The 24,743-nt window shown below is 41.0% G+C and carries 37 protein-coding genes and 1 other RNA gene; 35 read left to right on the top strand and 3 right to left on the bottom strand.

The window, feature by feature from the left end:
* Position 1 precedes the first annotated feature (1 nt).
* The 14 genes from KSZ58_RS11600 (at position 2) to KSZ58_RS11535 (ending at position 12,749) form a co-directional block, all read left to right on the top strand.
* Positions 2-586, top strand: coding sequence for a sigma-70 family RNA polymerase sigma factor (locus KSZ58_RS11600; RefSeq protein ID WP_008816598.1), 585 nt, complete (start codon positions 2-4; stop codon positions 584-586).
* A 92-nt stretch (positions 587-678) separates the two neighbouring features.
* The gene (gene rpmG / locus KSZ58_RS11595; RefSeq protein WP_002605977.1) at positions 679-828 is read left to right on the top strand and encodes a 50S ribosomal protein L33; all 150 of its coding nucleotides are present in this window, start codon (positions 679-681) and stop codon (positions 826-828) included.
* Positions 829-839: 11 nt separating this feature from the next.
* Positions 840-1,019, top strand: coding sequence for a preprotein translocase subunit SecE (secE, locus tag KSZ58_RS11590; RefSeq protein ID WP_002605976.1), 180 nt, complete (start codon positions 840-842; stop codon positions 1,017-1,019).
* Between the two features lie 10 nt (positions 1,020-1,029).
* Positions 1,030-1,581, top strand: coding sequence for a transcription termination/antitermination protein NusG (gene nusG, locus KSZ58_RS11585; protein ID WP_008816599.1), 552 nt, complete (start codon positions 1,030-1,032; stop codon positions 1,579-1,581).
* 259 nt (positions 1,582-1,840) lie between these two features.
* Positions 1,841-2,032 carry a hypothetical protein gene (locus KSZ58_RS11580; RefSeq protein WP_002605974.1) on the top strand — a complete coding sequence of 64 codons (192 nt, stop codon included), beginning with the start codon at positions 1,841-1,843 and terminating at the stop codon, positions 2,030-2,032.
* A gap of 60 nt (positions 2,033-2,092) precedes the next feature.
* A complete protein-coding gene (locus KSZ58_RS11575; RefSeq protein ID WP_009270625.1) occupies positions 2,093-2,857 on the top strand; it encodes an HAD-IIA family hydrolase in 765 nt (254 codons plus the stop codon).
* Positions 2,858-2,960: 103 nt separating this feature from the next.
* Positions 2,961-4,259, top strand: a complete 1,299-nt coding sequence (gene eno / locus KSZ58_RS11570; RefSeq protein WP_002605972.1) for a phosphopyruvate hydratase — start codon at positions 2,961-2,963, stop codon at positions 4,257-4,259.
* Positions 4,260-4,755: 496 nt separating this feature from the next.
* The gene (locus KSZ58_RS11565; protein ID WP_008816602.1) at positions 4,756-6,591 is read left to right on the top strand and encodes an APC family permease; all 1,836 of its coding nucleotides are present in this window, start codon (positions 4,756-4,758) and stop codon (positions 6,589-6,591) included.
* Positions 6,592-6,817: 226 nt separating this feature from the next.
* Entirely contained in the window at positions 6,818-7,048 is a 231-nt protein-coding gene (secG, locus tag KSZ58_RS11560) for a preprotein translocase subunit SecG (RefSeq protein WP_002605970.1), read from the top strand.
* 73 nt (positions 7,049-7,121) lie between these two features.
* Positions 7,122-9,254: a ribonuclease R gene (gene rnr, locus KSZ58_RS11555; protein WP_009270624.1), complete on the top strand. Its 2,133-nt coding sequence runs from the start codon at positions 7,122-7,124 to the stop codon at positions 9,252-9,254.
* A gap of 33 nt (positions 9,255-9,287) precedes the next feature.
* Positions 9,288-10,439, top strand: coding sequence for a CapA family protein (locus KSZ58_RS11550; protein ID WP_247230535.1), 1,152 nt, complete (start codon positions 9,288-9,290; stop codon positions 10,437-10,439).
* A 14-nt stretch (positions 10,440-10,453) separates the two neighbouring features.
* Positions 10,454-10,909, top strand: a complete 456-nt coding sequence (gene smpB, locus KSZ58_RS11545) for an SsrA-binding protein SmpB (RefSeq protein WP_002605967.1) — start codon at positions 10,454-10,456, stop codon at positions 10,907-10,909.
* 77 nt (positions 10,910-10,986) lie between these two features.
* Positions 10,987-11,368, top strand: a transfer-messenger RNA (tmRNA) gene (gene ssrA / locus KSZ58_RS11540).
* A gap of 139 nt (positions 11,369-11,507) precedes the next feature.
* Positions 11,508-12,749: a tyrosine-type recombinase/integrase gene (locus KSZ58_RS11535; protein WP_217752768.1), complete on the top strand. Its 1,242-nt coding sequence runs from the start codon at positions 11,508-11,510 to the stop codon at positions 12,747-12,749.
* Positions 12,750-12,780: 31 nt separating this feature from the next.
* Here KSZ58_RS11535 and KSZ58_RS11530 read toward each other — a convergent pair whose 3' ends face one another.
* Positions 12,781-13,602, bottom strand: coding sequence for a hypothetical protein (locus KSZ58_RS11530; RefSeq protein ID WP_217752767.1), 822 nt, complete (start codon positions 13,600-13,602; stop codon positions 12,781-12,783).
* Between the two features lie 84 nt (positions 13,603-13,686).
* On the opposite strand from KSZ58_RS11530, the gene KSZ58_RS11525 reads away from it, so the two are divergent.
* A complete protein-coding gene (locus KSZ58_RS11525) occupies positions 13,687-13,884 on the top strand; it encodes a helix-turn-helix domain-containing protein (RefSeq protein WP_083415872.1) in 198 nt (65 codons plus the stop codon).
* Between the two features lie 255 nt (positions 13,885-14,139).
* Here the strand turns inward: KSZ58_RS11525 and KSZ58_RS11520 are convergent, their stop codons facing one another.
* Together KSZ58_RS11520 and KSZ58_RS11515 are read right to left on the bottom strand one after the other, a co-directional pair.
* Positions 14,140-14,514: a helix-turn-helix transcriptional regulator gene (locus KSZ58_RS11520; RefSeq protein WP_118002157.1), complete on the bottom strand. Its 375-nt coding sequence runs from the start codon at positions 14,512-14,514 to the stop codon at positions 14,140-14,142.
* A gap of 139 nt (positions 14,515-14,653) precedes the next feature.
* On the bottom strand, positions 14,654-15,130 hold the full coding sequence (locus tag KSZ58_RS11515; protein WP_217752766.1) for a hypothetical protein: 477 nt from the start codon (positions 15,128-15,130) through the stop codon (positions 14,654-14,656).
* Between the two features lie 82 nt (positions 15,131-15,212).
* On the opposite strand from KSZ58_RS11515, the gene KSZ58_RS11510 reads away from it, so the two are divergent.
* The 20 genes from KSZ58_RS11510 (at position 15,213) to KSZ58_RS11420 (ending at position 24,737) form a co-directional block, all read left to right on the top strand.
* The gene (locus KSZ58_RS11510; protein WP_118002155.1) at positions 15,213-15,398 is read left to right on the top strand and encodes a hypothetical protein; all 186 of its coding nucleotides are present in this window, start codon (positions 15,213-15,215) and stop codon (positions 15,396-15,398) included.
* A gap of 14 nt (positions 15,399-15,412) precedes the next feature.
* Positions 15,413-16,114 (top strand): phage antirepressor KilAC domain-containing protein, encoded by a 702-nt coding sequence (locus KSZ58_RS11505; RefSeq protein ID WP_216882161.1) that lies wholly within the window; start codon positions 15,413-15,415, stop codon positions 16,112-16,114.
* Between the two features lie 4 nt (positions 16,115-16,118).
* Positions 16,119-16,364 carry a hypothetical protein gene (locus KSZ58_RS11500; protein ID WP_118002153.1) on the top strand — a complete coding sequence of 82 codons (246 nt, stop codon included), beginning with the start codon at positions 16,119-16,121 and terminating at the stop codon, positions 16,362-16,364.
* Positions 16,365-16,695: 331 nt separating this feature from the next.
* Positions 16,696-16,818 carry a hypothetical protein gene (locus KSZ58_RS23205; RefSeq protein ID WP_008728211.1) on the top strand — a complete coding sequence of 41 codons (123 nt, stop codon included), beginning with the start codon at positions 16,696-16,698 and terminating at the stop codon, positions 16,816-16,818.
* Between the two features lie 79 nt (positions 16,819-16,897).
* Complete coding sequence (locus KSZ58_RS11495; RefSeq protein ID WP_217752765.1) at positions 16,898-17,224, top strand: hypothetical protein; 327 nt, start codon at positions 16,898-16,900, stop codon at positions 17,222-17,224.
* Entirely contained in the window at positions 17,224-17,361 is a 138-nt protein-coding gene (locus KSZ58_RS11490) for a hypothetical protein (protein ID WP_217752764.1), read from the top strand. The genes KSZ58_RS11495 and KSZ58_RS11490 overlap by 1 nt, the downstream gene beginning before the upstream one ends.
* Complete coding sequence (locus KSZ58_RS11485) at positions 17,345-17,503, top strand: hypothetical protein (protein WP_217752763.1); 159 nt, start codon at positions 17,345-17,347, stop codon at positions 17,501-17,503. The genes KSZ58_RS11490 and KSZ58_RS11485 overlap by 17 nt, the downstream gene beginning before the upstream one ends.
* Positions 17,503-17,763, top strand: coding sequence for a hypothetical protein (locus tag KSZ58_RS11480; protein WP_217752762.1), 261 nt, complete (start codon positions 17,503-17,505; stop codon positions 17,761-17,763). The genes KSZ58_RS11485 and KSZ58_RS11480 overlap by 1 nt, the downstream gene beginning before the upstream one ends.
* A 20-nt stretch (positions 17,764-17,783) precedes the next feature.
* Positions 17,784-18,629, top strand: coding sequence for a phage recombination protein Bet (gene bet, locus KSZ58_RS11475; protein WP_217752761.1), 846 nt, complete (start codon positions 17,784-17,786; stop codon positions 18,627-18,629).
* The gene (locus KSZ58_RS11470) at positions 18,626-19,018 is read left to right on the top strand and encodes a hypothetical protein (protein ID WP_217752760.1); all 393 of its coding nucleotides are present in this window, start codon (positions 18,626-18,628) and stop codon (positions 19,016-19,018) included. Before bet ends, KSZ58_RS11470 begins: the two co-directional genes overlap by 4 nt.
* 279 nt (positions 19,019-19,297) lie before the next feature.
* The gene (locus tag KSZ58_RS11465; RefSeq protein ID WP_217752759.1) at positions 19,298-19,768 is read left to right on the top strand and encodes a hypothetical protein; all 471 of its coding nucleotides are present in this window, start codon (positions 19,298-19,300) and stop codon (positions 19,766-19,768) included.
* Positions 19,768-20,145 (top strand): DUF1064 domain-containing protein, encoded by a 378-nt coding sequence (locus KSZ58_RS11460; protein ID WP_233104399.1) that lies wholly within the window; start codon positions 19,768-19,770, stop codon positions 20,143-20,145. Before KSZ58_RS11465 ends, KSZ58_RS11460 begins: the two co-directional genes overlap by 1 nt.
* 1 nt (position 20,146) lies before the next feature.
* Positions 20,147-20,311 carry a hypothetical protein gene (locus KSZ58_RS11455; protein ID WP_217752757.1) on the top strand — a complete coding sequence of 55 codons (165 nt, stop codon included), beginning with the start codon at positions 20,147-20,149 and terminating at the stop codon, positions 20,309-20,311.
* 19 nt (positions 20,312-20,330) lie between these two features.
* Positions 20,331-21,107, top strand: coding sequence for a DnaD domain-containing protein (locus tag KSZ58_RS11450; RefSeq protein WP_008728313.1), 777 nt, complete (start codon positions 20,331-20,333; stop codon positions 21,105-21,107).
* A 141-nt stretch (positions 21,108-21,248) separates the two neighbouring features.
* Positions 21,249-21,986 carry a site-specific DNA-methyltransferase gene (locus KSZ58_RS11445; RefSeq protein ID WP_217752756.1) on the top strand — a complete coding sequence of 246 codons (738 nt, stop codon included), beginning with the start codon at positions 21,249-21,251 and terminating at the stop codon, positions 21,984-21,986.
* 15 nt (positions 21,987-22,001) lie between these two features.
* Entirely contained in the window at positions 22,002-22,754 is a 753-nt protein-coding gene (locus KSZ58_RS11440) for a site-specific DNA-methyltransferase (protein WP_217752755.1), read from the top strand.
* A gap of 2 nt (positions 22,755-22,756) precedes the next feature.
* A complete protein-coding gene (locus tag KSZ58_RS11435) occupies positions 22,757-22,921 on the top strand; it encodes a hypothetical protein (RefSeq protein ID WP_217752754.1) in 165 nt (54 codons plus the stop codon).
* A complete protein-coding gene (locus KSZ58_RS11430) occupies positions 22,918-23,394 on the top strand; it encodes a methyltransferase (RefSeq protein WP_308125133.1) in 477 nt (158 codons plus the stop codon). Before KSZ58_RS11435 ends, KSZ58_RS11430 begins: the two co-directional genes overlap by 4 nt.
* Positions 23,391-23,858: a single-stranded DNA-binding protein gene (locus KSZ58_RS11425; protein WP_217752753.1), complete on the top strand. Its 468-nt coding sequence runs from the start codon at positions 23,391-23,393 to the stop codon at positions 23,856-23,858. Before KSZ58_RS11430 ends, KSZ58_RS11425 begins: the two co-directional genes overlap by 4 nt.
* Before the next feature lie 12 nt (positions 23,859-23,870).
* Positions 23,871-24,737, top strand: coding sequence for a hypothetical protein (locus tag KSZ58_RS11420; RefSeq protein WP_217752752.1), 867 nt, complete (start codon positions 23,871-23,873; stop codon positions 24,735-24,737).
* The last annotated feature ends 6 nt before the right edge of the window (positions 24,738-24,743 follow it).

The raw sequence follows: 24,743 nt of genomic DNA, 5'->3' as shown, positions 1-24,743 counted from the left end.
GATGGAAGAAGTTTACGAAAACGATTATGAATTACTATATTTAATACGACAAAAAGACGAAATGGCATTTGCAGCCCTCATGCATAAGTATGAGGAAATAGCTGATAAGCTGATTAAGAAATATATCGGAGCCTGCAAAAGCGGGCTATCTGAGGATGACTACCTGCAGCTGGCAAGACTCAAGCTTGTACAGACGATCGATGACTATCGCGAGGATCAGGAGGCCAGCTTCTATCATTATTTTTGCAGTGTATTTCACAATCTGTTGATTGACTGTTACCGGCAGTCGGCACATGAACGACGTGTGCTTTCCCTGGATAGCTGTATACGCGAGGATGCGGGAGGCTACTGTCTGCTTGATATTATGGAAAAGCCTAATGAAAGCTTTGCGGTTTCCTATGAATTTCAGCATCGTGTGAATACACGCAAGGAGGCTCTCAGCGATTTGGAAAAAAGAATCGTCGATTTGCGTGCGCTTGGATATACGTACCGCCAGATTGCGGACACGCTTCAGGTCAAGGTGAAAAAAGTGGATAATACACTACAGAAGGTACGAAAAGACAGGGAAAGGGAGGAAATGCGGTAGAATTCGCAGCATTCCTGCTTGGAATTGGAAATTAAATTGACGAAACCACTTCTTTATGATAAAGTAAATAGGCAAAGAAAGAGGTGTTCCTGATGAGCGATAAAGTCATATTAACCTGCACCGAATGTCTTTCTCGAAACTATACAACTACAAAGAACAAAAAAACGCATAATGAGCGTATTGAATTGATGAAGTTCTGCAAGAAATGCGGTAAACATACACTTCACAAGGAAACGAAATAAGGAGGCAGCTTATGAAATGGTTCAGTATTAACGGGATTTTAACCGAAATGAAGAGAATACGCTGGCCAAAGGCAAAGGATCTTGCCAGAGACAGTGTAACAGTATTTGGATTTGTAGCATTCCTGGCCTTATTCTTTTACCTGTGTCAGGTTGTATCATCCGGTTTCTTGAAACTGATTGGAATCGTGTAGGAGGTAAAGCATGGCTGAGGAAAATAAAAAGCAGTGGTATGTGGTCAATACATATGCCGGACATGAAAATCGTGTAAAAGAAAATCTGTTGCGTCGTGTGGAATCCATGGGACTACAGGATTATTTGTTCCGTGTAATTGTCGCAGAAGAAAAAGAGATTGAATACAAGAACGGTAAGGAAGTAGAGAAAACGACCAACCTGTTCAGCGGTTATCTGTTTGTTGAAATGATCATGACAGATGAAGCATGGTATATCGTACGTAATACGCCGGGCGTTACCGGATTTATCGGATCCAGTGGTGGTGGTGCGAAGCCGTTCCCTGTTGCTGAAGAGGAAATGGAGAGCATCCTGCGCCGTCTTGGTATGAGTGAGCGTAAGGTACAGATCGATTTTGCTGTTGGAGACCGTGTACGCATTCTGAGCGGGGCTTTTGCCAATGTTGAAGGAACAGTTGAGGAGCTGCATGAGGATTCTCAGACAGCTGTTGTACTGACCATTCTGTTTGGGCGTGAAACTCCGACGGAAATCGGATACGGCGAATTGGAGAAAGTGGAGCTTTAAAGCGCTGCGAATTTCTATAAAATAATTGAGACGTAGAATACCTGCGTCTTTTTTCGTTTACCTTAATGAGCACTCAAAAGACTTTTCAGGGCCTCCTTTAAACAGCAGGAGCATAGGATAGAAACTGTTTCCTTAATAAAGTGGAAATAATTGACTGCTGTGCATATATGCAGCTATTTAAAAAAATATGCAGACATGGCGGGAAACTGACAAAATTCGTCGCTGTATCTTCCTATAATAGAGGCAGGAAGTGATAAAAATGCGGGAACGGGCAGGATTTATCATTGGAATCAGTGGTGTTGTGCTTCTTCTCAAGCCTAATTTTGATCCGGATCAAATGGCAATGTATTTCAACTATCTTGTGGGGAATTACTGGCCGGCTATTCTGATTATTATCGGCCTGCTCCTGGTTAACCCGAAAAAGAAGAAAACAAGAGGGAAAAGCAGATAGGTGCCACTTGACAAAAATGGTGCTTTCTATATCATTAAGGAGTAGAAAGCAGGTGGCAGTATGAAAAAAACATATTTCATAGATCTCGATGGTACCATGTATCGCGGATCACAGATTATAGAAGGTGCTAAGGAGTTTATCGACACGCTGACGAAACGGGGCGAGCGTTTTGTTTTTCTGACGAATAATGCAAAGCGTACAAAGCGCCAGAATGTGGAGCATATGGAACAGATGGGATTCACCGGTATCCGGGAAGAGCATTTCTTTACCTCCAGCATGGCAGCGGCTAGGTATGCGGCTGCGCATTATGAGGGAAGAAACGTCTGGTATATCGGACAGGATGGACTAAGAGAGGCCTTGGAGGATAACGGCTTTACCGTTACAGAGCAGGATGTTGATCTGGTCTTTGTCGGTCTGGATAACACAGGTACCTATGAGAAATATTCAAAGGCATTGGATTTTCTGTTGAAGGGAGCGAAGCTGATCGGTACCAATAATGACCGCCTGCTTGCACAGCCGGGTGGATTTGCGGTAGGCAATGGTTCCATTGTAGCGATGTTTGAATATGCGAGCGGGCAGGTTTCTCCGAAAATCGGGAAGCCGCATGCTCCGATTCTGGAGGAAGCATTGAAATATTTTCAGCTGAATGCGGATGAGGCAGTAATTCTGGGAGATAATCTGGAAACGGATATCCTGCTGGGTGTGGAAAACCATGTGGATACAATTTTTGTGACCAGTGGTGTGCATCAGCGCGAGGATGTGGAAAAACTACAGATTTATCCAACGCGTACCATTGATGATCTTAGAGAATTACTTGCAGAATAAATTGTGTGAAAATGTGTTAGTTTGGGCAAACTCCTTTAGACAAAAGGGGGTTTGTGCTATACTGTGCATGTATAAAAAGTGTAGATAAAGGAGGACATAGGTTATGTCATTGATTACAAATGTTCATGCCAGAGAAATTCTGGATTCTCGAGGAAATCCTACAATTGAGGTGGAAGTGGAAACAGCTTCCGGATTTGTAGGTCGTGCCATGGTGCCAAGCGGGGCATCCACTGGAGAAAGAGAAGCACTGGAGCTGCGTGACGGCGATCCTTCCCGTTATGGCGGTAAGGGTGTACTGCAGGCAGTGGAGAACGTTAACAATATTCTGATCGATGTGGTTTTGGGAATGGATGTTACTGACCAGGCTGCAATTGACAAGGCGTTGATTGATGCCGATGGAACTAAGGATAAATCCAAATACGGAGCGAATGCGATTCTGGGAATCTCTCTTGCGGTTGCACATGCTGCTGCGGATTACTATGGGTTGCCACTGTATCGCTATTTAGGCGGTATCAATGCCAAGACACTGCCGGTACCTATGATGAATGTGTTAAACGGCGGAAGTCATGCGGATTCTTCAGTGGATTTTCAGGAGTTTATGATTATGCCGGTAGGCGCAAAAAGCATTCGCGAAGCAATTCGTATGGGTGCTGAAACCTTCCATGCCCTGAAAAAAGTGTTGAAGAGCAAGGGACAGGTCACTGCTGTCGGTGATGAGGGTGGATTTGCGCCAAACCTGGAAGACAATGAAGCGCCGCTGAAATGTATTATGGAAGCAATCGAGGCTGCCGGCTTCCGTGCCGGTGAGGATATCTGCATTGCGATGGACGTTGCGGCCAGTGAGTTCTATAATACAGAAACAAAGATGTACGATTTGAAAAAATCCGGACAGGGCTCCAAGACTACAGATGAAATGATAGCATGGTACGATGAACTGGTTGAGAAATATCCTATTATCTCCATTGAAGACGGTCTGGGAGAACGCGACTGGGATGGCTGGAAAAAGCTGACGGAGCATCTGGGTAAGAAAATTCAGATTGTCGGGGATGACCTGTTTGTCACAAATCCGGCAATCCTGCAGGAGGGAATTGATAAGGATATCGCGAATTCCATCCTGATTAAGGTGAATCAGATTGGTACACTGACAGAAACCTTCGATGCAATGGAGCTCGCAAAGAAACACGGCTATACGGCTGTCGTATCTCACAGAAGCGGTGAAACTGAGGATGCGACAATTGCGGATATCGCAGTTGCCTTCAATGCGGGACAGATCAAAACCGGATCCATGTCCAGAACAGATCGTATTGCGAAATACAATCAGCTGCTTCGTATTGAAGAAGAGCTGGGTGATGTTGCTCTTTTCCAGGGAAAATCAGCATTCTATAACATTTACAAGCATTAAGCGTTCATTCAGCGTTTATAAATACATCATGGGGTATTCTCGAATTTACAGGAGGATACCCTTTTGTTGTGAAATGGTTTTCAGCCACAGTGCAGCGGATTCAGGCAATGCGGTAATAATGTGGCCCACTGCTTATAGAAATTAAGGACAAGCTGTTGCGAAGAGTGCTTCAGGGCCGCCGCTTATATACTTTTCCTGTCGCATACCAAAGAAAGGTAATCCCTTTACCTGTTTCCCAGTCCATGAGCGACCTGCAGAATTCTGCGATTTGATACCGGCTATTGTCTGTTCGAGCTTGATCAGTCCATCAGGGCCTTTTCATATGATAAGGATTTCTAGCATTTCTCTAATGAATTTCTATCATACTTTGCGAAACTATATCGTATATAAAGTTTATCTAAATAAACCTGTGTATGAATTGACTATTTCCGCTGGAAGCATAAAATAATGTCAGCAGATATTTTCTGCATGTTTCATAGAAATCGAGGGAGTAGCTATGTTAAAAAAAATAAAGCATCTTGTGCTGGGACAATCGCTGCGCAGTGATGCACTGGATCATGAGAAGTTCAGTGTGATATGGGGACTTCCTGTCCTTTCAAGTGATGCGATTTCATCCGTTTCCTATGCCTGTGAGGAAATTCTGATGGTATTGATTCCTGTATTGGGAATGGCATCCTACGGACTGTTGATGAAGGTCGGCTTTGCAATTGTATTTCTTCTTTTTATTTTGGTATTTTCCTATCGGCAGACCATCAATTGTTATCCGCAGGGAGGAGGCTCTTATATCGTTGCCAGTGATAATCTGGGAAAGGTATTCGGATTGATTGCGGCCGCTTCTCTGGCAATTGACTATGTGCTGACAGTGGCGGTCAGTGTCTGTGCAGGAACAGCAGCAATCACCTCCGCATTCCCACAGCTGCTTTCTATGCGTACGGGCATCGCGCTGATAATTATCAGCCTGCTTACGATTGGCAATCTGCGGGGAATGAAGGACAGCAGTGTTCTGTTTGGGATTCCGACCTATCTGTTTATTATCACGATTTTACTGTTAATTGTCACAGGCTTTGTAAAGGTGCTGATATTCCATGAAACTCCGGCTGTTTCCGCAGCTATGCCGCAGTATGTGGAGAATGCAGGTCTGCTGCTGTTTCTAAAGGCTTTTTCCAGCGGCTGTACGGCACTGACCGGCGTAGAGGCAGTAAGCGACGGAATTCCTAATTTCCGTGAACCGGCGCAGAAAAATGCCAAGCGTGTGCTGTACCTTCTGGCAGGGCTGGTCTTTGTGATTTTCCTTGGAATCTCTGCACTTGCTTCCTTATATCATATTATACCGAATGCGAATGTGACGGTGATCGCCATGATCGCGGAGGCTGTTTTCGGAAACGGGACTCTGCTGTTTTATCTGGTGCAGGTAACGACCGCAGTTATTCTTACAATGGCTGCAAACACAGCCTTTGCGGATTTACCATTACTGTTGTCCATTCTGGCAAGGGATGGTTTCGTGCCAAGACAGTTTATGTCAAGGGGGAGCCGTTTAAGCTTCTCCAATGGAATTCTGTTGCTGTTTTTCCTCTCTGCCGCACTCGTGATCTATTTTCATGCATCCTCCCATCTTTTGATGCCGCTGTATGCAGTCGGTGTATTTCTGTCTTTTACATTATCACAGGCGGGAATGTTTGTACGATGGGTGAAAAGAAAGGAAGATAAGTGGAAGCATAAGGCATTCATCAACGGAGCCGGTATGGTGATCACCGGAATTACGTGTATAATTATCGCAGCAAGTAAATTTCTGCACGGTGCATGGATCGTGTTGATCTGCATTCCGGTTCTTGTATATATCATGGAGCGGATACGCCGGCATTACCACTATGTCAAGGAGAGCCTGAAAATCCGTTCTGCCGAGGAATTGCAGCCGTATGATCTGCAGATCCATGGAAGAGTCATACTGCCTGTTGATTCCATCAACCGCAGCTTTCTGAAGGCTTATCATTATGCATGCTCCCTGCAGGTGAGGGAAATGGAATTCTATCACGTAAATACGAATGCGGAGGCGACTGAAAAGCTGCAGGAGCTGTATCAGCAAATGCGGCTCGATATTCCGCTGGTCGTCGAGGATGCTCCATACCGGAATGTGAATGAAATGATATTGCATCATGTCGAGGAAGCGCAGAACGATTTGAAAAAGAAGGAAAGTGTAACGGTGATTCTACCGCAATTCGTTATGAAGAAAAAACGTTTTCATGCTCTGCACAATCAAACCTCCATGCAGCTAAAGCTGCAGCTGAGCAAATTGCGCAATGTTTCCGTTGTCAGTGTTCCCTATATCATATAGTGAGAGCGTTAAGCAGCTGTTTTTCGTCCTGTCTGTGGGGCAGAAGCTGGAGCGTGTTCAGATCGAGGAGGGAGCATCTGACAGTATAAGTCTTATGTACAGCATACAAGATACATCAATTATGCCTTGATCACAGGAGAATCTCGTCCTTTTACAAAAAATAAATTGTTTTTTATCCGTGTGTTTGTTATAATGGTTAGGAACGTATTGAGAAAGGAGGATTATTATGGGCATTTTAGACACCTTACTGATGATTGCAGCGGTCGTTTTAATAATACTCTCCTTATTGCAAAGCGGAAAATCTGACGGGTTGGGAAGCGCCTTCGGTGGAAGTGAAGGACTGAACCTGTTCGCAAACGTTAAGGAACGTGGCTCTGAAAAAGTCATGTCCAATGTCACTCTGGTGACAGGAATTGTGTTTTTCGCTCTTGTTATAATCATTCGTATTGTTAAGTAAGTAAGAAAGACCGTCTAAGGTCTTTTTTTAATGGTATAATATTGTTATAGGAAAAAAGGAGGGCTGATGAGCTATGAATAAAAAAGAAGAACTGCTGGCGCTGATTCATGGAAACGGTTATCGAGGTATGCATGCGGCACAGCTTTCAAGAGCCCTGGATATGGAAGACAGTGCATCCTTCACACAGCTGATGAAGCTGTTAAATGATCTGGAAGCAGAGCATATACTCGCAAGAGACGCCAAGGAGCGTTATTTCACAAGTGAAGAGCTGGGGTATGTTACAGGTACACTACGCATCAATCCGAAAGGCTTCGGCTTTGTGGAAACAGCGGATACCAGCTATTATATAGGTCGGGATCACCTGGGTCTCGGTATGGATCGGGATATTGTTTTTGCGAAGACATGGACAAACAATGATAAAAGTGTTGAGGGAGAAGTGATTGAGGTTCTGGAGCACAGTGTCAGACAGCTGGTGGGAACCGTGAAAATCAAAGAGGGCAGAAAATATTTCCTGTCGGATGCATTTTTGAATTACCGCAAGGTTAGAATAACAAACTTCGATGATTTCCGTCTTGTGAATGATTCCAAGGTTCTGCTAGGAATTGACAGCTATGGGACTGTACTGAAGTGCCATATTGAGAAGGAAATCGGTTATAAATATGATCCGGGTATTGATATTTTATCCGTTTTACTGGAAAAGGATATCAATCCGCAGTTTCCTGAGGATGTCATGCAGGAGGTACAGCAGATACCGGAAACCATCCAAGAGGATGATATTGCACAGCGCAAGGATTTGCGAAAGCTGCTGACCATTACGATAGATGGAGAGGATGCCAAGGATCTGGATGATGCCATATCTGTGGAAAAGCTGGAAAACAATAAAGGATACCGGCTGTATGTTCATATAGCGGATGTTTCCCATTATGTGAGGGCGGGAAGTGCCATTGATCAGGAGGCCTATGCCAGAGGTACCTCGGTCTATGTCGTTGACCGTGTGGTACCGATGCTTCCCCACGCCCTATGCAATGGAATCTGTTCCCTGAATCCAAGAGTGGACCGGCTTACGCTGACATGCTGTATGGATATCGATAAGAAGGGTGAAATCGACAATTATAAGATATATCCTTCCATTATATGCAGTGATGAGCGAATGACATATAAAAAGGTGAATGCGATTCTTGCGGGTGATGCGCAGTCACAGAAAGAATATCCGCACCTGTTGAACTTGTGTCTCGACATGAAGGTGCTTTCCGGTATCATCCGACGGCGAAGAGAGCGTCTGGGAGCGATAGATTTTGATACGAGAGAAGCAAAGATTCTCGTTGATGAAAAGGGAAATCCGACAGATATTGTGTTGCGGGAGCGCGGAGAGAGTGAGCGGATCATTGAAGATTTTATGATTGCCGCAAATGAATGTGTCGCCATGCACATGAAATGGATGGAGGTCCCTTCCATGTATCGAATACATGAAGCTCCGGAGCCTAAGAAAATGCGTGATTTTGCTACTACTGCAAAGTCACTCGGCTATAATTTTCAGGGCGGTATACAAAATGTTTACCCCGCACAGCTGCAGAGTCTGCTGAATGAGGCCAGAGGACAGGAGAATTATTTTGTGTTATCGAGCTTTATGCTGCGGGCTATGCAGAAGGCACGCTATGATAACCGCTGTATCGGGCATTTCGGTCTGGCATTGAAAAATTATCTGCATTTTACTTCGCCGATTCGGCGTTATCCGGATCTGGTAGTTCACCGAATGCTGCGGCGTTATATCTTTACATCCAGTGATGATGTCGAGCGCATGAAGCAGGATGAGCTGTGGTGTGAGGCTGCCGCTAATCAGGCAAGTGAGCGGGAACGCAATGCAGTGGATGCGGAGCGGGAAGTAGACGATATGAAAAAGGCGCAGTATATGGAGCGCTTTGTCGGGCATATGTTTGACGGTGTTGTCAGCGGTATCACCAAATTCGGTATGTTTGTCGAGCTGGAAAACACGGTTGAGGGTCTTGTGCATGTGACATCCCTAACGGATGATTATTATCATTATGATGAAATGACGAAATCTCTGATTGGTGAGCATACGGCTAAGGTGTATAAAATGGGACAAAAGGTACGTGTGAAATGCAGTGGAGCGGATCGTTTCAAACGGGAGGTCGACTTCGAGGTCACAGAGAAGAAAAAGCGACAGCGCAGGAAGGCATCCCGATAGAATATAGAGGGAATAGTATGAAGAAATTCTGGATTGTATTGGGGTGTATGCTGCTTGTGGCAGGCTGCTCAGGGGAAAGCGGCAAGAAGGAAACAAAGCAGGAAAAGGACGCAGCCCCCCGTTGTAAAATCAGAGGAAAAAGATGATATCCGCGATGTATCCTTTGTTGCGGTAGGGGATAATCTGATTCATGGTGCAATTTTCTATTACAATGCCAAGGGGGATGGCACCTATGATTTTAAGGATATTTATGAGCATACAAACCGCTATACACGCAAGGCGGATATCGCCTATATCAATCAGGAGACGATTTGCGGCGGTACGGAGCTGGGATTGAGCCATTATCCATCCTTTAACGGGCCTTACGAGGTGCTGGATGCGGTTGCGGATGCAGGCTTTGACTGGATGGCGGCTTCCAGTAATCATACACTGGATGCCGGTGTACAGGGTATCTTGAATCAGCTTGCTTACATGAAGGAACATCATCCGGATATCAGGGTGACGGGAAGTCATGCGACAAGAGAGGAAAGTGAGCAGCTGCAGGTTATCACCCGTGAGGGTGTGAAGTTTGGAATACTTGGATATACCTATGGGTTGAATGGCTATGTTCTTCCAAAAGGTAAAGAGTACATGGTTGATTTGATTGATAAGGATAAAATAAAAAATGATGTGGAAAAGCTGAAGAAGGTCAGCGATGTCCAAATCGTTAGTATGCATTGGGGAACCGAGTATTCCTTTGAGCCGAATGAGGAACAGAAAGAGCTTGCACAGTTCCTGAGTGATCTGGGTGTGGATGTCATTATCGGTGAGCATCCGCATGTCATACAGCCGATGGATTATGTGACAGGAAAAGACGGGAATCAGACTCTTGTCATCTATTCACTTGGCAATTTCCTGTCTGCACAGGATGATCATGAGAATATGCTGGGAGGCATGGCAAGCTGGACCCTGTCCTATAATAGAACGAATGGTGAAGTGAGCTTTAAAAATGTGGAGTTTCTTCCAACCGTTACTCATATAGAAGGGAATTTCTCATTCTTTCGTACATATACTCTGAAGGATTATACAAATGAACTTGCTGCACGTCATACACTGACGACGCAGTATCATCAGGATAATACAAGGGAGTATTACATAAATCTTGTGAACAGGGTTATGAATGATAAAGTGAAGATCGTATATTAGAAAGGAACACAGGCATGGCAGGAAGAAAAATTGTTGTATTTAATCGCAAGGCCTCTCATGAATATTTTCTGGAGGAACGCTTTGAAGCCGGACTGGTTTTGCAGGGAACGGAGATCAAATCCATTCGCCAGGGTCATGTCCAAATTCGGGATGCGTATATCAGCTTTACCAATGATGAAGCGTATGTAAAGGAAATGCATATTCTGGGGTATGAGTTTGGCAACCGGTTCAATCATGATGAAACCAGAATACGAAAGCTGCTCCTGCATAAGGAAGAGATCCGTAAGCTGCAGCAGAAGGTAAAGCTGAAGGGCTACACAGTGATTCCGATTTCTGTATATCTGGAAAAAGGAATGGCAAAAATGGAGATTGCTCTGGCAAAAGGGAAGGATCTGCATGATAAGCGTAATGTTCAAAAGGAAAAAGATGCCAAGCGCGAGATAGAAAAGGCGATGAAGAATCAGTATTAGACTGGAAAATTCGCCAAAAAAGCAAACGGCATTGTAGTTTGCGGTATTTTGTGGTAAACTATCAATGCCTGAAAACCGGGGGTGTACTGGTTTCGACAGGGATATGTCTGGTACAGACTGCAGTCGAGTGGTTACGTAATAACCAATTAAATTTAAACGGAAAAACTAAATTAGCTAACCTCTTTGGTGGAAACCAGAGAATGGCTTTCGCTGCTTAATAACCGATATAGGTTCGCAGCCGCCTCTGCATGCTTCTTCCTTGACCATGTGGATGTGCGCGTAAGACGCAAGGGTTAAGGAATCTGGTTTGCCTGAGATCAGATTCACGAAAATTCTTCAGGCACATTCATCAGCGGATGTTCATGACCTGCTGATGTCTTAATCTTCATGGACTAAACTGTAGAGGTCTGTACGTGGGGCTGTTTCTGGACAGGAGTTCGACTCTCCTCACCTCCACCAATAAGATTTTAAAGCCTTTGTTTAAAGGCTTTTTTAATACTCTGATTTTGATATACCACATCTGTACGTAGTGATATACGTAAAAATATGTTGAAATACGCTCTTTTTTAATGTATATTACGTATAGAGGTGATAGATTATGTCAGTATCTAAACGTAACGGAAAGTGGTACATACAAGGCAATATTAAAAGAGAAGACGGAACTTATTATAGGTATACAAAATTAGCTAGAGGATGTAAATACGTTAACGAAGCGCGAGAATACGAAACAGAGTTTGTAAAACAATGGCAGGCTATCCAAGTGGCAAAATACAATAAGACATTTGCTGAGCTGGCAGAAGAATATCTTGCACAAGCTGTCAACGTTAAAGCTGTGACCATCCGGACAGACCAGGATATCATAGATAAATGCAATAAAGTTTTTGGAAAAAAGAAAATAAATCTATTCAATAAAGAGTACCTACAAAAATTTATAAAAGGACTGGAAGAAAAGTACAGTAAGTCGTATGTATCGAAGTATTACTACACCATAAACAAAATATTTAAGTATGCCGTTGATGAGGATTATATCGTTATAAATCCTATGACAAAAGTACGCAGATCGGCATTCAAAGACGAAGTAAAAAAAGAAATGTTGTTTTGGGAACCATCCGAATTTGAGATATTTATACGCTATGTAAAAAATCCAGAAATGCAACGCTTTTATGTCTTTTTGTATTATATGGGAACACGAAAAGGAGAAGCTCAGGCATTACAATGGAAGGATATAGATTTTGATAAAAACACAATTAGAATTTATAAAACAGTGACAAACAAAATAAAGGGGAAAGCGTGGGAAATTACAAGTCCTAAGACACAAAACAGCATGCGTACTATAATTATGCCAGATATCGTAAAAACTGCTATGATAGAGCAGAAAACGTATTGTGAGAGGCTTTTTGGATATAACGCCGAATGCTTTGTATTTGGTTTTGATAGACCGCTTCCAGCCGAGACGATTCGCAAAAATCTTATTCGTGGAGTTGAGTCTGCAAATGCAGCCGGGAATTCACTGCGCCTTATACGTGTGCATGATTTTCGCCATTCTCATGTGTCATACTTGATCAACAATAAAGCTGACCAATACTCTGATTATGAGATAGCACAGAGATTGGGGGACACCGTCGAAACCATCAGAAAAACATATGCACACCTATTTAAAGACGCTGACAGAAAGATTATTGAATTTATGAATAAAGACACCAACAAGGCAGAAACAGTGCCAAAACAGCCTAAAACAAGTAAATACGATGAACTTAAGGAGCTTAAAGAATTGCTTGATATAGGGATCATAACGAATGAGGAGTTTTCCACAAAAAAGAAACAACTGCTAGGCATATAAAAACCGCTGATTCATAGCGGTTTTTATATGATTAGAACCATTTATATTCCTTGGTTTTTGCGTCATACTCTACATAAATGTCATCATCAGTATTCTCGCCTTTTAATGTGAAGTCAGCACTCAAGAGCTTAATATCCTTTTTATTCTTTGATGCAGGACCAAACATATCCTCAACGGTACTTGTATCACCAGGGAGGAGCGTGTCATAACACATTAAATACTGTTTTTCACCGTCAACCTCGTAAGCATAACTTATGCTTTTTAAAGTTTTCTTTGAATTGTTCTTAAACTTCGCTTTCATGTATATTGTGCCTATGGAATCTTCTTCAAACCGCAAGTCTACAAGTTCAATTTCATCGATTGTGACTGGAATAGCTTTTGATAAAGATTCCTCAGTTTTGTTGTGTATAGTGAATGAATCAGAATCCATGCTCACAGTGTATCCGTCAATGTTTGTTTCTTCTGTTTTACCAGCGTTAAAATAACCGACGATCTGATTGTTATCATTTACTGTAAGACCTAAGCATTCAAGCTTTAAAACTGCATTAACAGCATCTACATATTCGTCGCTCCCTTTATCATTAACTTTAATTTTACTTACTGATCCGTCGTTCTCTAAAAAATAAAGGATACTTAAGTTTTCCTTTTCATATTCAACTTTTTCAAACGATTTATCATAGGATTTGAATTTTAAGTCTTTTATGCCTTCATCAGCTAATTGCTTATTGGCGTCTTCAATCATTTTAGCTACCGTTTTGTTTCCCAATTCTGACTCTAGCGTAGGCTCAGAGGCGCAACCTCCCATACTGAAAAGCATTGCTGCGCTAAAAAATACAGCGAACAGTTTTTTCATTTTCATTTCCCTCCATACTGTTGTTTATTATATTATATCACTTAAAAACGAATCACAAAATACTTACTTGCATATAATATTATAGTGAAATTACTAATATATGAACGGCGTATAGAAAAAGAGAAGACTCTGCGCGATTTGTCAAAACTAACTGGCATTACTAAAAGCACCTTAAACAACTACGAAAACGGAAAAACATCACCTACTATACACCAACTTGAAAAAATAGCGGAGGCGTTACATATAAAAATAACAGACTTGTTTGAGTCTGACTTTAAATAGGGGATTTGTCCAATTTATTGGACATCTACAGAAATAATTGGCAGCGTTACCAATTTTATATTTTTTGCGATATAATATAGCTATAGAAAATATTACCAATTTTATAGGAGGATAAAGATCATGGAAACAGAAGATTTTTACATAAGGCATATCGTAAAAATGGTGAGGGGAGTGAAATCGTTAAAAGTATTGAGAGAATTGTATTATGAACTACTATGGATAAAATTGAATCACTAATAAAAAAGACAAGGAAAATCACTCCTTGCCTTCTTTTTGCAGATTTTCTGCCAACGTTGTAAGAAAATTTTCGATTGCTTCCTTTTCATCATCCGGCGCCTCCAGATAGGTTTTTAAAACCATCTGGCTTTTTTTGTTCAGATTATACCGTTCTGATAATTTTTCCATCAGCGTATTTGGTAATTTCATGAACATGTCGACATCTGCGCCCTCAGTGAGCCAGAAGTAATCTACGTTAAATTCTCGACAAATAGATTTTAAGGTCTGCTCTGACGGATTTCGTTCGCCACTTTCTAATTTTGATACAGCTGTGTCGCTTATACCAATTTTTTTTCCAAAGTCTCTTTGACTAATTCCTAATGTTTTTCGTATCAATTTTATACGACCATTCATTTTTTTCACCTCCTCGTCATTATGATATACTTTAAATCGTACTTAGTCAATAAAAATAACAAAATAACTTGACATAAATGACTAAGTACGATATTATGATGGCGTAGTTAATGTAAAGGAGGTGAAGAAAAGGCATGCATCAAAGATACACGCCAAATAACTTGAATACAATTTTCAATATCTCGAACACGTAACTGTCAATTATAAGTCTTTCTAAGTACGGAATAACTGGCATGAGTGCAAGTGTCAGATATATGTACCAAAACAAAAGTTTTTCAGTGAATGATTTATCAGGTGGAGCACGAGATGGGCTATTCTCTTGTTCCACAGATTCAGGTATGCTTGTTTCTTCCTCTATTGCATAAGAAGGTGGTGCTTCTTTATACATAATGGATATTGCTTTCGCATATTCAATGAACTCTTTCATTTTCTCATGATATTCACGAAGAGCTTCATTCGCTTTATCTATTGAAGGTTTAATGGCATCGGAGACAACTTGCTGAATTTGTTTAATTTGTTCCGTATAACTTTCGGCAAGTTGTCTTATTGGTTCTGTGATTTTCCTTAACATCGCATAATAGTCATTGAGATATTGTTCTAATTGATAGTTATTCACATTTTCACCCCCTTTCCATGTAAATAAATACTATCACATTTGCAGGAAAGGTCAATTATTCAATCACAAAGGAGGTGATTAAATGACAGCAAAAGAATATATGGAAATCGCCAAGCGGAAAGGCAACGAACGAGTGTGCGAATTGATTAAATTTTTGCAGGACAACGGATATGACTATTCAGAATTTGATATTGGCGTTCTTGTCAGTGGCCATATAAGACAAGAAGTTGCAAATTGCCGAACGCCTACGCATGGAAAAGCGTGCTAGAAAGGAGGAAAGTTATGCACGAGTTAATAAAGATTCAACACGACAACGACCGTATAACGGTACTGGCAAGAGATTTACATGGATTCTTGGAAATTGAAAGTAATTTCACAACATGGTTCAGACGTATGTGCGAATATGGATTTGAGGAAACAAAAGACTTTGTTCCATTTTTGGAAGAAAGTACAGGCGGACGCCCAGCCACTGATTATCAGATTACTATTGAAATGGCGAAAGAAATCGCTATGATTCAACGTAACGAAAAAGGTAAACAAGCAAGACAGTATTTCATTCAACTAGAAAATGACTGGAACAGCCCACAGAAGGTCATGGCACGAGCATTGCAGATGTCACAAAGAGAATTACAAACACTGCGTATAGAAAATGAAGAAATGAAGCCTAAGGCATTATTTGCTGATGCAGTATCAACAAGTCATGACAGCATTCTCATAGGACAGTTGGCAAAGCTCATTAAACAAAATGGATGCGATATCGGGCAAAACAGGTTATTTACATGGATGCGAGAAAACGAGTATCTCTGTACCAAAGGAGATAACTACAATATGCCGACACAAAAAGCAATGGAACGAGGACTGTTTGAAATCAAAGAGCGGACAGTCAACAATCCAGACGGAAGTGTTAGAACAACACGAACCACAAAAGTAACGGGAAAAGGACAGATTTATTTTGTGAATAAATTCTGCATACATAAGGGGTGATATTATGCCTATCGCAAGATTTGTAACAGCGAAGGATATTCAGCGTATTCACAATGAGCGAAATCCAGATAATCCGATTGGATATGGTATGGCTTGTACGATAAAACAAACATGCCGTGAGAAATATGAAAAAGAGTTCGGAAAAGTCAAGCTTTACGACGAACGTAGGATACCTCTCTCATGGTATGAGGCATATTACAGTGAGGATGTGTTTGATCCTCGGAAGAAACGCAAGCAGGAAAGGAAGTGAAGGAGTGGACACAGAATCAATAGTTGAAGTGAGGTATCTACAGGAATGTTTAGGTTGTCCATACCAGGTATTAATAATCAAACCTGCAATAACCAAAAACACGTCATATGTTAATGGTCCTGCTCAAGAAATTACAATAGGGAAACCAGAGGTCGTCTGTGAACATTTTACCGTTTGTAAAAGGATGCAGCGCCTTATGTGGCAGAAGTATCACATAAAAAAAGATGCTCCCAAGTCTTGGCGGACAGAGCATCTAAACCACGAACCCTTATAAAAAGATTCATCTTTATTATAAGTGATACAAAGTGGAAAAGCAAGGGAGTGAATTAAAATGGAAGCAATCAAAGAATTACTATTTTGGTGGATGTTATTAGACAATATCGCTTTAGTACTTATAAAAAGTTGGAGAAAAGAACGGATAGATCAGTTAAAAACTTTGGATACAAAAGATTGAATATATGCATTTACTTGAGCAATCAATTTCATAAAACCACCCTTTCTTTATTACACATAATCATGAAAAGAGGGATAAATTGTCAAAAGAAACACCGTATATCTTTGCTAAGAATCAAGTACGAATGATACTCCGCAAAGGCAAGGATAACGCAATCTCTAGACCGATGTTAAAACAAATAACCGGTATGGATGATCGCACAAACAGATTAATCATTGAAGACCTGCGCTGCGAAGGAATACCGGTCATGTCCTCATCGTCAGATAAAGGATATTGGTTACCGCAAACAGCGTCAGAGGTAGAACACTACATAAATGAGAACCGCCATCGCGCAAGGGAAATTAACCTCATGGCACAGAGAGCAGAAGTGTGGCTGAGAGAACATGCAGATGAGCTGGAGGACTAATGATGTGGGAATACATAGTAATCGGTCATGCAGCATTAACTATATATCTGGTTATCAGTATGTACAACACGCTGTGCATGGGAGTTATATGTGACCCGATTGTTTTACTGGAGAAGCATCATGAAAACCATCTATAACCACATGGATCCAGACCATTATGACGAAGAGTGGGAGCCGGCAGCTGAGGAACTGGCAGACCTGCAGGCGGAAGCTGAGGAAGAAGAAAGAAAGGAAACAGCAGTGGAGAGATATATCAGATCTACTGAGGAGGTATTTTGATGGAAAAGATATTTCAGACAGCGGCAAAACAGATAGCAAACTTAATCATAAACGCCACACCTAAGGATAATATTAGTTATCATTTAATGCTTAGCATAAACAAAGGTATGCCAATCGGATTTGGTGTAACACGTTGGGATTCAGCGACAGGCGGAGATCCTTTAGAGAGTTGTTTGATTGATTTTAGCCCTTGTGATACAGACGTATCCATTGCAAAAAAAATTAGCAGAAGTAACAAACATCATAAATGGGAAAATTGACCCATTTGAGGAGGAAAAGAATGAACGAAAATAAAGACGAAATCGCTGTTGTTGAATACAGTGTTGAAGGAAGTAATATCAGACTTACTCCAAGTATTGTGCAGAATTTCATTGCAGGAAGTGATGCAGGAGAGATTACAATTCAGGAGTTTAAATTCTTTTCGGAATTGTGCAAGGTCAGAAAGCTCAATCCATTTACAAAAGAGGCGTATTTAATCAAATTCGGGAATCAGCCTGCACAAATGGTCGTCGGAAAAGATGCTATCTTAAAAAGAGCCATCATGAACCAGAATTACGATGGAAGAGAGCAGGGCATCATAGTGAAACTTGCTGATGGCTCTATAGATTTCAGGAAAGGAACATTCCGCTTAAATGATGAACAGCTCGTTGGCGGATGGGCAAAAGTGTATCGCAAAGATATTAGTCATCCTACGGAAATCACAGTATCATTTGATGAAGTTGCGCAGCGTAAAAAGAATGGAGAACTCAACAGTAACTGGGCTACGAAAGGCGCAACTATGGTAGAAAAGGTTGCGCTCGTAAGAGCACTGAGAGAAACCTTCGTGGAAGATTGCGGAGGGATGATTGATGCTGATGAGGCATGGGATGCATCGGAAATCAACGGAAAATCGCAAATACAGAAGCCCAAAAAGGACGAACGCCTCGAAGATGCGACAGAATGGTATGGTAAATTGCGCAAAGAACTGACTGCAAAAGGATATGATTTTCGAAACAAAGAAAATAACGACTTCATAACGATGGCAGCTGGTATCGCTACACAGGATATCAGCGTGTTAAATGTAGATCAGATAGAAAAACTATGTGATACCTATGAAAGCATTTTAGAACAGGAGGACAATGGATGAATCTACTTAAAACCGATAACAGCCTTTCTATAGATGCAGAGAGAAAGATTATTGCATTCAAAGAGGCTATGGAAGCTATCGAAGAGCAGGAAAAGGAATTTAGAAATCAGCTTCTGCAAGAAATGAAAAAGAGAGGAATCACCGGTTACAGGGATGAGAACATCACTATTTCGCTGGTACTGGAAGGTGAATCTGAAAAATTCGACACAAAAGCATTTAAAAAGAAATTCCCTGCGATGCATAAAAAGTTTGTAAAAATAACGCCGATAAAAGAACATGTACGATTAAGCATTAAGAAAGGAGTGACATCAGATAATATGATTACTGAAGTTACTCCGGAAGTCGAACAGATAAAGGTAGTCACCAATGGCGAAATCGAAGCGTTCTAAAGCCTGCGACATATCCTCAAAAGTGAGACAGATTGTTAAAGAACGGGATGGCAGCAGATGCATATGGTGTGGCAAATACCTTTCTTCACCTCAAATCTGCCACTATATATCTCGTGGTGCAGGAGGATTGGGAATACCACAAAACCTAGCTTGTGGATGTGTAAAGTGCCATCAGCAGGCAGACCAAGGGACACACACTAAGAGGTTTAAATTCGCGATGAGGGAATACCTGAAAAAATGTTATCCAGATTGGGATGAATTGGAATTGAGGTACAGAAAATGAATGAACGTTTATATCTGTTCAATCCCTTCCGAATTAAGGAATGGGAGAACATACAAATCAAGGAACAACTGGATGTACTCATAAGCAGTTATGAAGTAGATGCCTGCGCTCCCAGTCAATATGCAGGGAATATCGAAAATCTAGCAAACCAGTTATATCTTATCGGGGAAATGATTGCTCGTCTTTATGAAGAGGTTAATGTTATGAAAGCGGACGTTTCCAACGAAGAAAACCTGCAGGTCTATAAGCAGAGGGATGTATACGAGAAGACACATACCGGGAAGCCGCCTGCTATGAGTTATTTCCAAGCGTTAGCGAGTGATTTTGTCAAAGACAAGAGAGTTTTATTAGCCAAGAAAGAAAGCGACCTAAAACGCTTTAAAATCGCTTATGAAAGTATCGAATCAAAAATGAATGCAGTGAAAAAGAAAATGGAAGCTGTACGGTTTGAGGAATTCGGTGGTTGATGATTAACTATCCAGACGGACGAAAGTATACCTCCACACAAACACCGCCCAAAAGGCCTAAAAAGAGCAAGTATGGAGCGGTTAAGACAGAGGTAGACGGAATTAAGTTTGACAGCAAGCACGAGGCATTACGTTACCAAGAATTACGGCTACTGGAGCAGGCAGGGGAGATAACAAACCTCCGCCTGCAGGAGCCTTATACACTCTTTCCAAAAAACAAGCATGGAAGAGCCTTAAAGTATATTGCAGACTTCGTCTATAACGACGATACAGGCGCTCTGGTGGTCGAAGATGCAAAAGGTCACCCTACAGACGTATATAAGATAAAGCGGCGCCTAATGGCGGAATTAAAGGGTATTGAGATAAAGGAGACATAAAATGAATTGGGAAGATATGAAAATCCTCGTAGAGAAATGCGTGCCAGAACAGTTGCTTAAAGAGTACGATATATGCATCGAAATAAGCTGTGCAGGCGCCCACACGGACGAAACACGAATCGAGATAGACAACAGCAAATGTGAGATTTTTGTCACAGAAAGCTAACAGATTGAGGTGGTGAGGATTGGAAGAATTAGGAACATATGTGAATTTATTCCGTAAATTCACTGAATGGGAATGGTACAAGGATGTGCCTGTGAAAACACTGTTCCTACATTGTTTGATCAGAGCTAATTACAGAGCTCAGAAATATAAAGGGAGGACTATAGAACGAGGAAGTTTCGTGACATCCCGAAAAAATTTATCTTTAGAAACAGGGTTGACAGAACAACAGGTTAGAACAGCATTGGGCAAACTAGTAGACACTAAAGAAATAACCAGAAAAACAACCAACAAGGAAACGGTCATAAGTGTAGTAAACTACGACAAATATCAGCCTAACAGGCTAAGTAAAGACCAGTCAATCAACCAGCAGGATAACCAACAAGCAACCAATGAGCAACCAACAAATAACCAACAAATAACCATCAATCAACCACAATATAATAAAGATAATAAATACAATAAAGAAAATAATCTTTTAAGTAATATAAACAGCCTTCCTGTTTCTCCTTTCCCGGATGTTGAAAAACAGCTTGAAGAAAAAGAGCAGGAACAACAAAAGTTATATGGTACACCAATCATAGAACTGTATGAAGAACGCTTTAACCGCTTATTATCACAAAGGGAGCTGCAAATAATCTGTCAATGGAAAGAGGAGTATGACGATAAGCTATTACGTTATGCATTCAGGGAAATGTTGGTACAGGATAAAAACAGTGTTGATTATGTTGATCGTATCTTATTAGATTGGAAAAAGAGAGGGCTGACAGCCGAGCAGTACGAGGGAGGAGAGAGATAAGTTTTTAATAAAAATATGACAACCTATGATAACATCCTGGATTTCATCATAAGACGTCAAGGTGAGTTGGGCATCAGTAACCGTAAACTTGCAAAAATAGAGCACTACATGAGCAATTAAGTTTATTTTAAGGGAGGGAAAATGGAAAGCTATATCAAACATGGGGATTGTCTTGAAGTAATGAAAGATATTCCAGACAAAAGTATTGATATGATACTGTGCGATCTCCCTTATGGTACGACACAATGTAAATGGGATGTTGTTATTCCGTTTGATAAGTTGTGGGAGCAATACTGCAGAGTAGCAAAAGATAATGCAGCTATTGTTTTGTTTGGCGCAGAGCCGTTCTCAAGCCGCCTGAGGTTGAGTAATTTACAGATGTATAAATATGACTGGATATGGGATAAAGTCAAAGGCACCGGATTTTTAAACGCAAAGAAACAACCATTAAGAAATCATGAAGTGATATGTGTGTTTTATAAAAGTCAATGTACATATAATCCACAGATGACATCAGGACAGCGGAAAGTATCTTATAGGCGTAAAGGGTTGCAAACCGATGTGTATGGACAAGCAGATGAAGATTATATCTATGATTCCGCTGCACGCTACCCACGCAGTATACAGGTATTCTCGGCAGATACGCAGAAATGCTCATTACATCCTACACAGAAGCCTATAGCTTTACTCGAATACCTTATCCGGACCTATACAAATGATTACGATATTGTGCTTGATAATTGTATGGGATCTGGATCTACTTGCATCGCAGCGCAGAACACAAATCGTAAATACATAGGAATAGAATCAGAAGAAAGTATTTTCAATACAGCAAAAGATCGAATTAAAATGAATAAAACACAGTTACAGCTTTTTTAGAGAGAGGTGTAAGAATTGAAAATTGAATTATATAACGACCATTTTGAAAATGCCAAACGATACCAGATACCAAGAGCGCAGCTTATTATAGCCGATATTCCATACAACATTGGGACAAATGCATATGGTTCGCGATCAGACTGGTATATTGACGGCGATAACAAAAACGGCGAGAGCAGCAAGGCAGGGAAAACGTTCTTTGATACAGATGATGATTTCAAGATTTATAATTTCTTCCAGTTCTGTGTACGATTATTGAAAAAAGAGCCTAAGGAAACTGGGAAGGCACCTTGCATGATTATTTTCTGTTCTTGGCAGCAGCTTAATGAGATAAGGGAGTACGCAAAAGGATTTGGATTTAAACACGCACAACCGTTATTTTTCATAAAAAAAACATCATCTCAGGTGCTAAAGGCCAACATGCGTGTGTGCGGAGCGACAGAGACAGCGATTGTACTGTACCGTGATAAGCTGCCAAAGTTTAACAACAACGGAAGGATGATACTGGATTGGTTTGAGTGGGATAGAGGCGGTAATTATCCTAAAATACATCCAACACAAAAACCAATCCCTTTATTAAAACAACTCATCCAGATTTACACTGATATCGGTGATGTGGTGATTGATCCGGTAGCAGGCAGCGGGTCAACGTTAAGATCGTGCGCAGAATTAAACCGCAGTTGTTATGGGTTTGAGATAAAAAAAGAGTTTTACAATAAGTCAAAAAAGTTGATGCTCTCGGATGTTAATCTGGCGCTGGAGATATAGCGATGAAACAGTCAGTAATAGCAGGTCACGCCGTAGTAAAAATTGAGGATATACTCAAAAAGTGCGGTCTGGAAAATGTCCTTGTCACTGTTAATGATAAAGATTATGTGGCACTAGATGAAGTAAAGAAAGCGATAAGAGAGTTATATGAAGGAGAAGAAAAATGATGAAAAGGATATTAGACGTTTGCTGCGGAAGTAAAATGTTTTATTTTAATAAAAATAATCCTCTTGTGCATTTTAATGACCTCAGAAAGTTAGAGGAACCGCTTTGTGATGGAAGAATGCTTAAGATACATCCAGATACTCAGTGGGATTTCAGACACCTGCCTGTACCGGATAACACCTATGACATGGTTGTGTTTGATCCGCCGCATTTAGTAAAGGTTGGAGATAATTCATGGTTGGCAAAGAAATATGGAAAATTACCGCCAGAATGGAAACCATACTTGAAACAGGTATTTGATGAATGTATGAGGGTGCTTAAACCATATGGAACGTTGGTATTCAAATGGAATGAAACAGATATAAAGCAAAAAGAATTGTTTGAAGTATTAGATACTATACCGATATTTGGAGATAAAGGTAGAGGGAATAAGACTTATTGGTTTGTATTCATGAAGGAGAGTGAAGAAGAATGAACAGAGTGGTATTAGTCGGCAGGCTTACAAAAGACCCAGTGCTGCGTAAGACTGCAAACGGAGCCAGTGTCACAAGCTTTACATTGGCCTGCACCCGCCGTTTCAAGCAGGAGGGACAGCCGGATGCTGATTTCATCAACACGGTTGCCTGGAATAAAACAGCTGATATCGTGCAGCAGTATACACATAAAGGCTCACTGGTTGGCGTGGAAGGAAGAATCCAGACACGCAGCTATGATGATCAGAGTGGGAAACGTGTTTATGTTACAGAAGTTGTTGCAGACAGCGTACAGTTTCTGGAAAGCAAAAGCGCAGCTGCAAGCAATGCGAACAGCAATGCCTATGTACCTGATTATGATCATGGAAGCAATCAGGGCTACCAGAGTGACAACGACCAGTCCTATTCCGATGGCTTTACAAGCAGCAGCACACTGGATATCGCCAGTGATGATCTACCATTTTAAGGAGGGTGTAAGATGCAGCTATTGATAAAAGATTTAAACATCAGTGATACTATCAACAATCAGTGGATTATGGATAATTGTTATATAGCAGGCGGGGCGTGTGTGAGTAATGCCACACGCCAACCTATCCATGATGTGGATATCTATTTTAAGACTAAGGATGCAAGAGATTTATTTATCGAGCAGGCAGGTGATGATAAATACATCACTAAAACATCAAATGAGTGGCAGGCTTTACTCATGTACGACAACCTGCTCACCGGTAAAGTAATCGAGGTTGGAGACGATAAATGTTTTGATGAACTTAAGATTAAAATTTCATCAGACAAAAGAAAAGATAATGTTATCTACCTCATTGAAGATTACGCCGGATGGATAGAAATACCAGAACCATTATTTCAGAAGCAACGATGGATGTTTGACAATGGATATGATTATGTGCTTTTAGAGAGAAATCATTTTGAAGTAAATGATAAAGATTTCCTAGGAAACAAAAGTATCGCTTTAAAAAGAAATGATATGGTTTATCAATTTATCTTACGATTTTATGGTGACGCGCAGGAAATGATGGATAAAACGTTTGATTTCCAGCATTGTAAGATTGCATATGATCTGGCAACCAGAGAGTATATAACCACGCAGGAAACATGGGAAGCTCTGTCAAAGCGGGAGCTGCATTATGTTAATTCATTTTATCCAGTGTCATCACTTAAAAGGCTTTATAAGTATGGCGGCCGAGGATTTAGCTGGAACAATGATGAGTTTGTAAAGATTATCCGAGATATTCATAAGGTGGACACAGACAATAAATTTGTAATGGAAGACCAGCTTATCGGATATTATGAGGATTTCGATTATAACGATGTATTCAGTGATTAGGAGGTA

The sequence above is a fragment of the Erysipelatoclostridium sp. DFI.2.3 genome (genome assembly GCF_019132535.1).
Taxonomy (GTDB): Bacteria; Bacillota_I; Bacilli_A; order Erysipelotrichales; family Erysipelotrichaceae; genus Clostridium_AQ; species Clostridium_AQ innocuum.
Note: the sequence above shows the minus strand (reverse complement) of the source record. Positions and strands in the feature narration are given on the sequence as shown.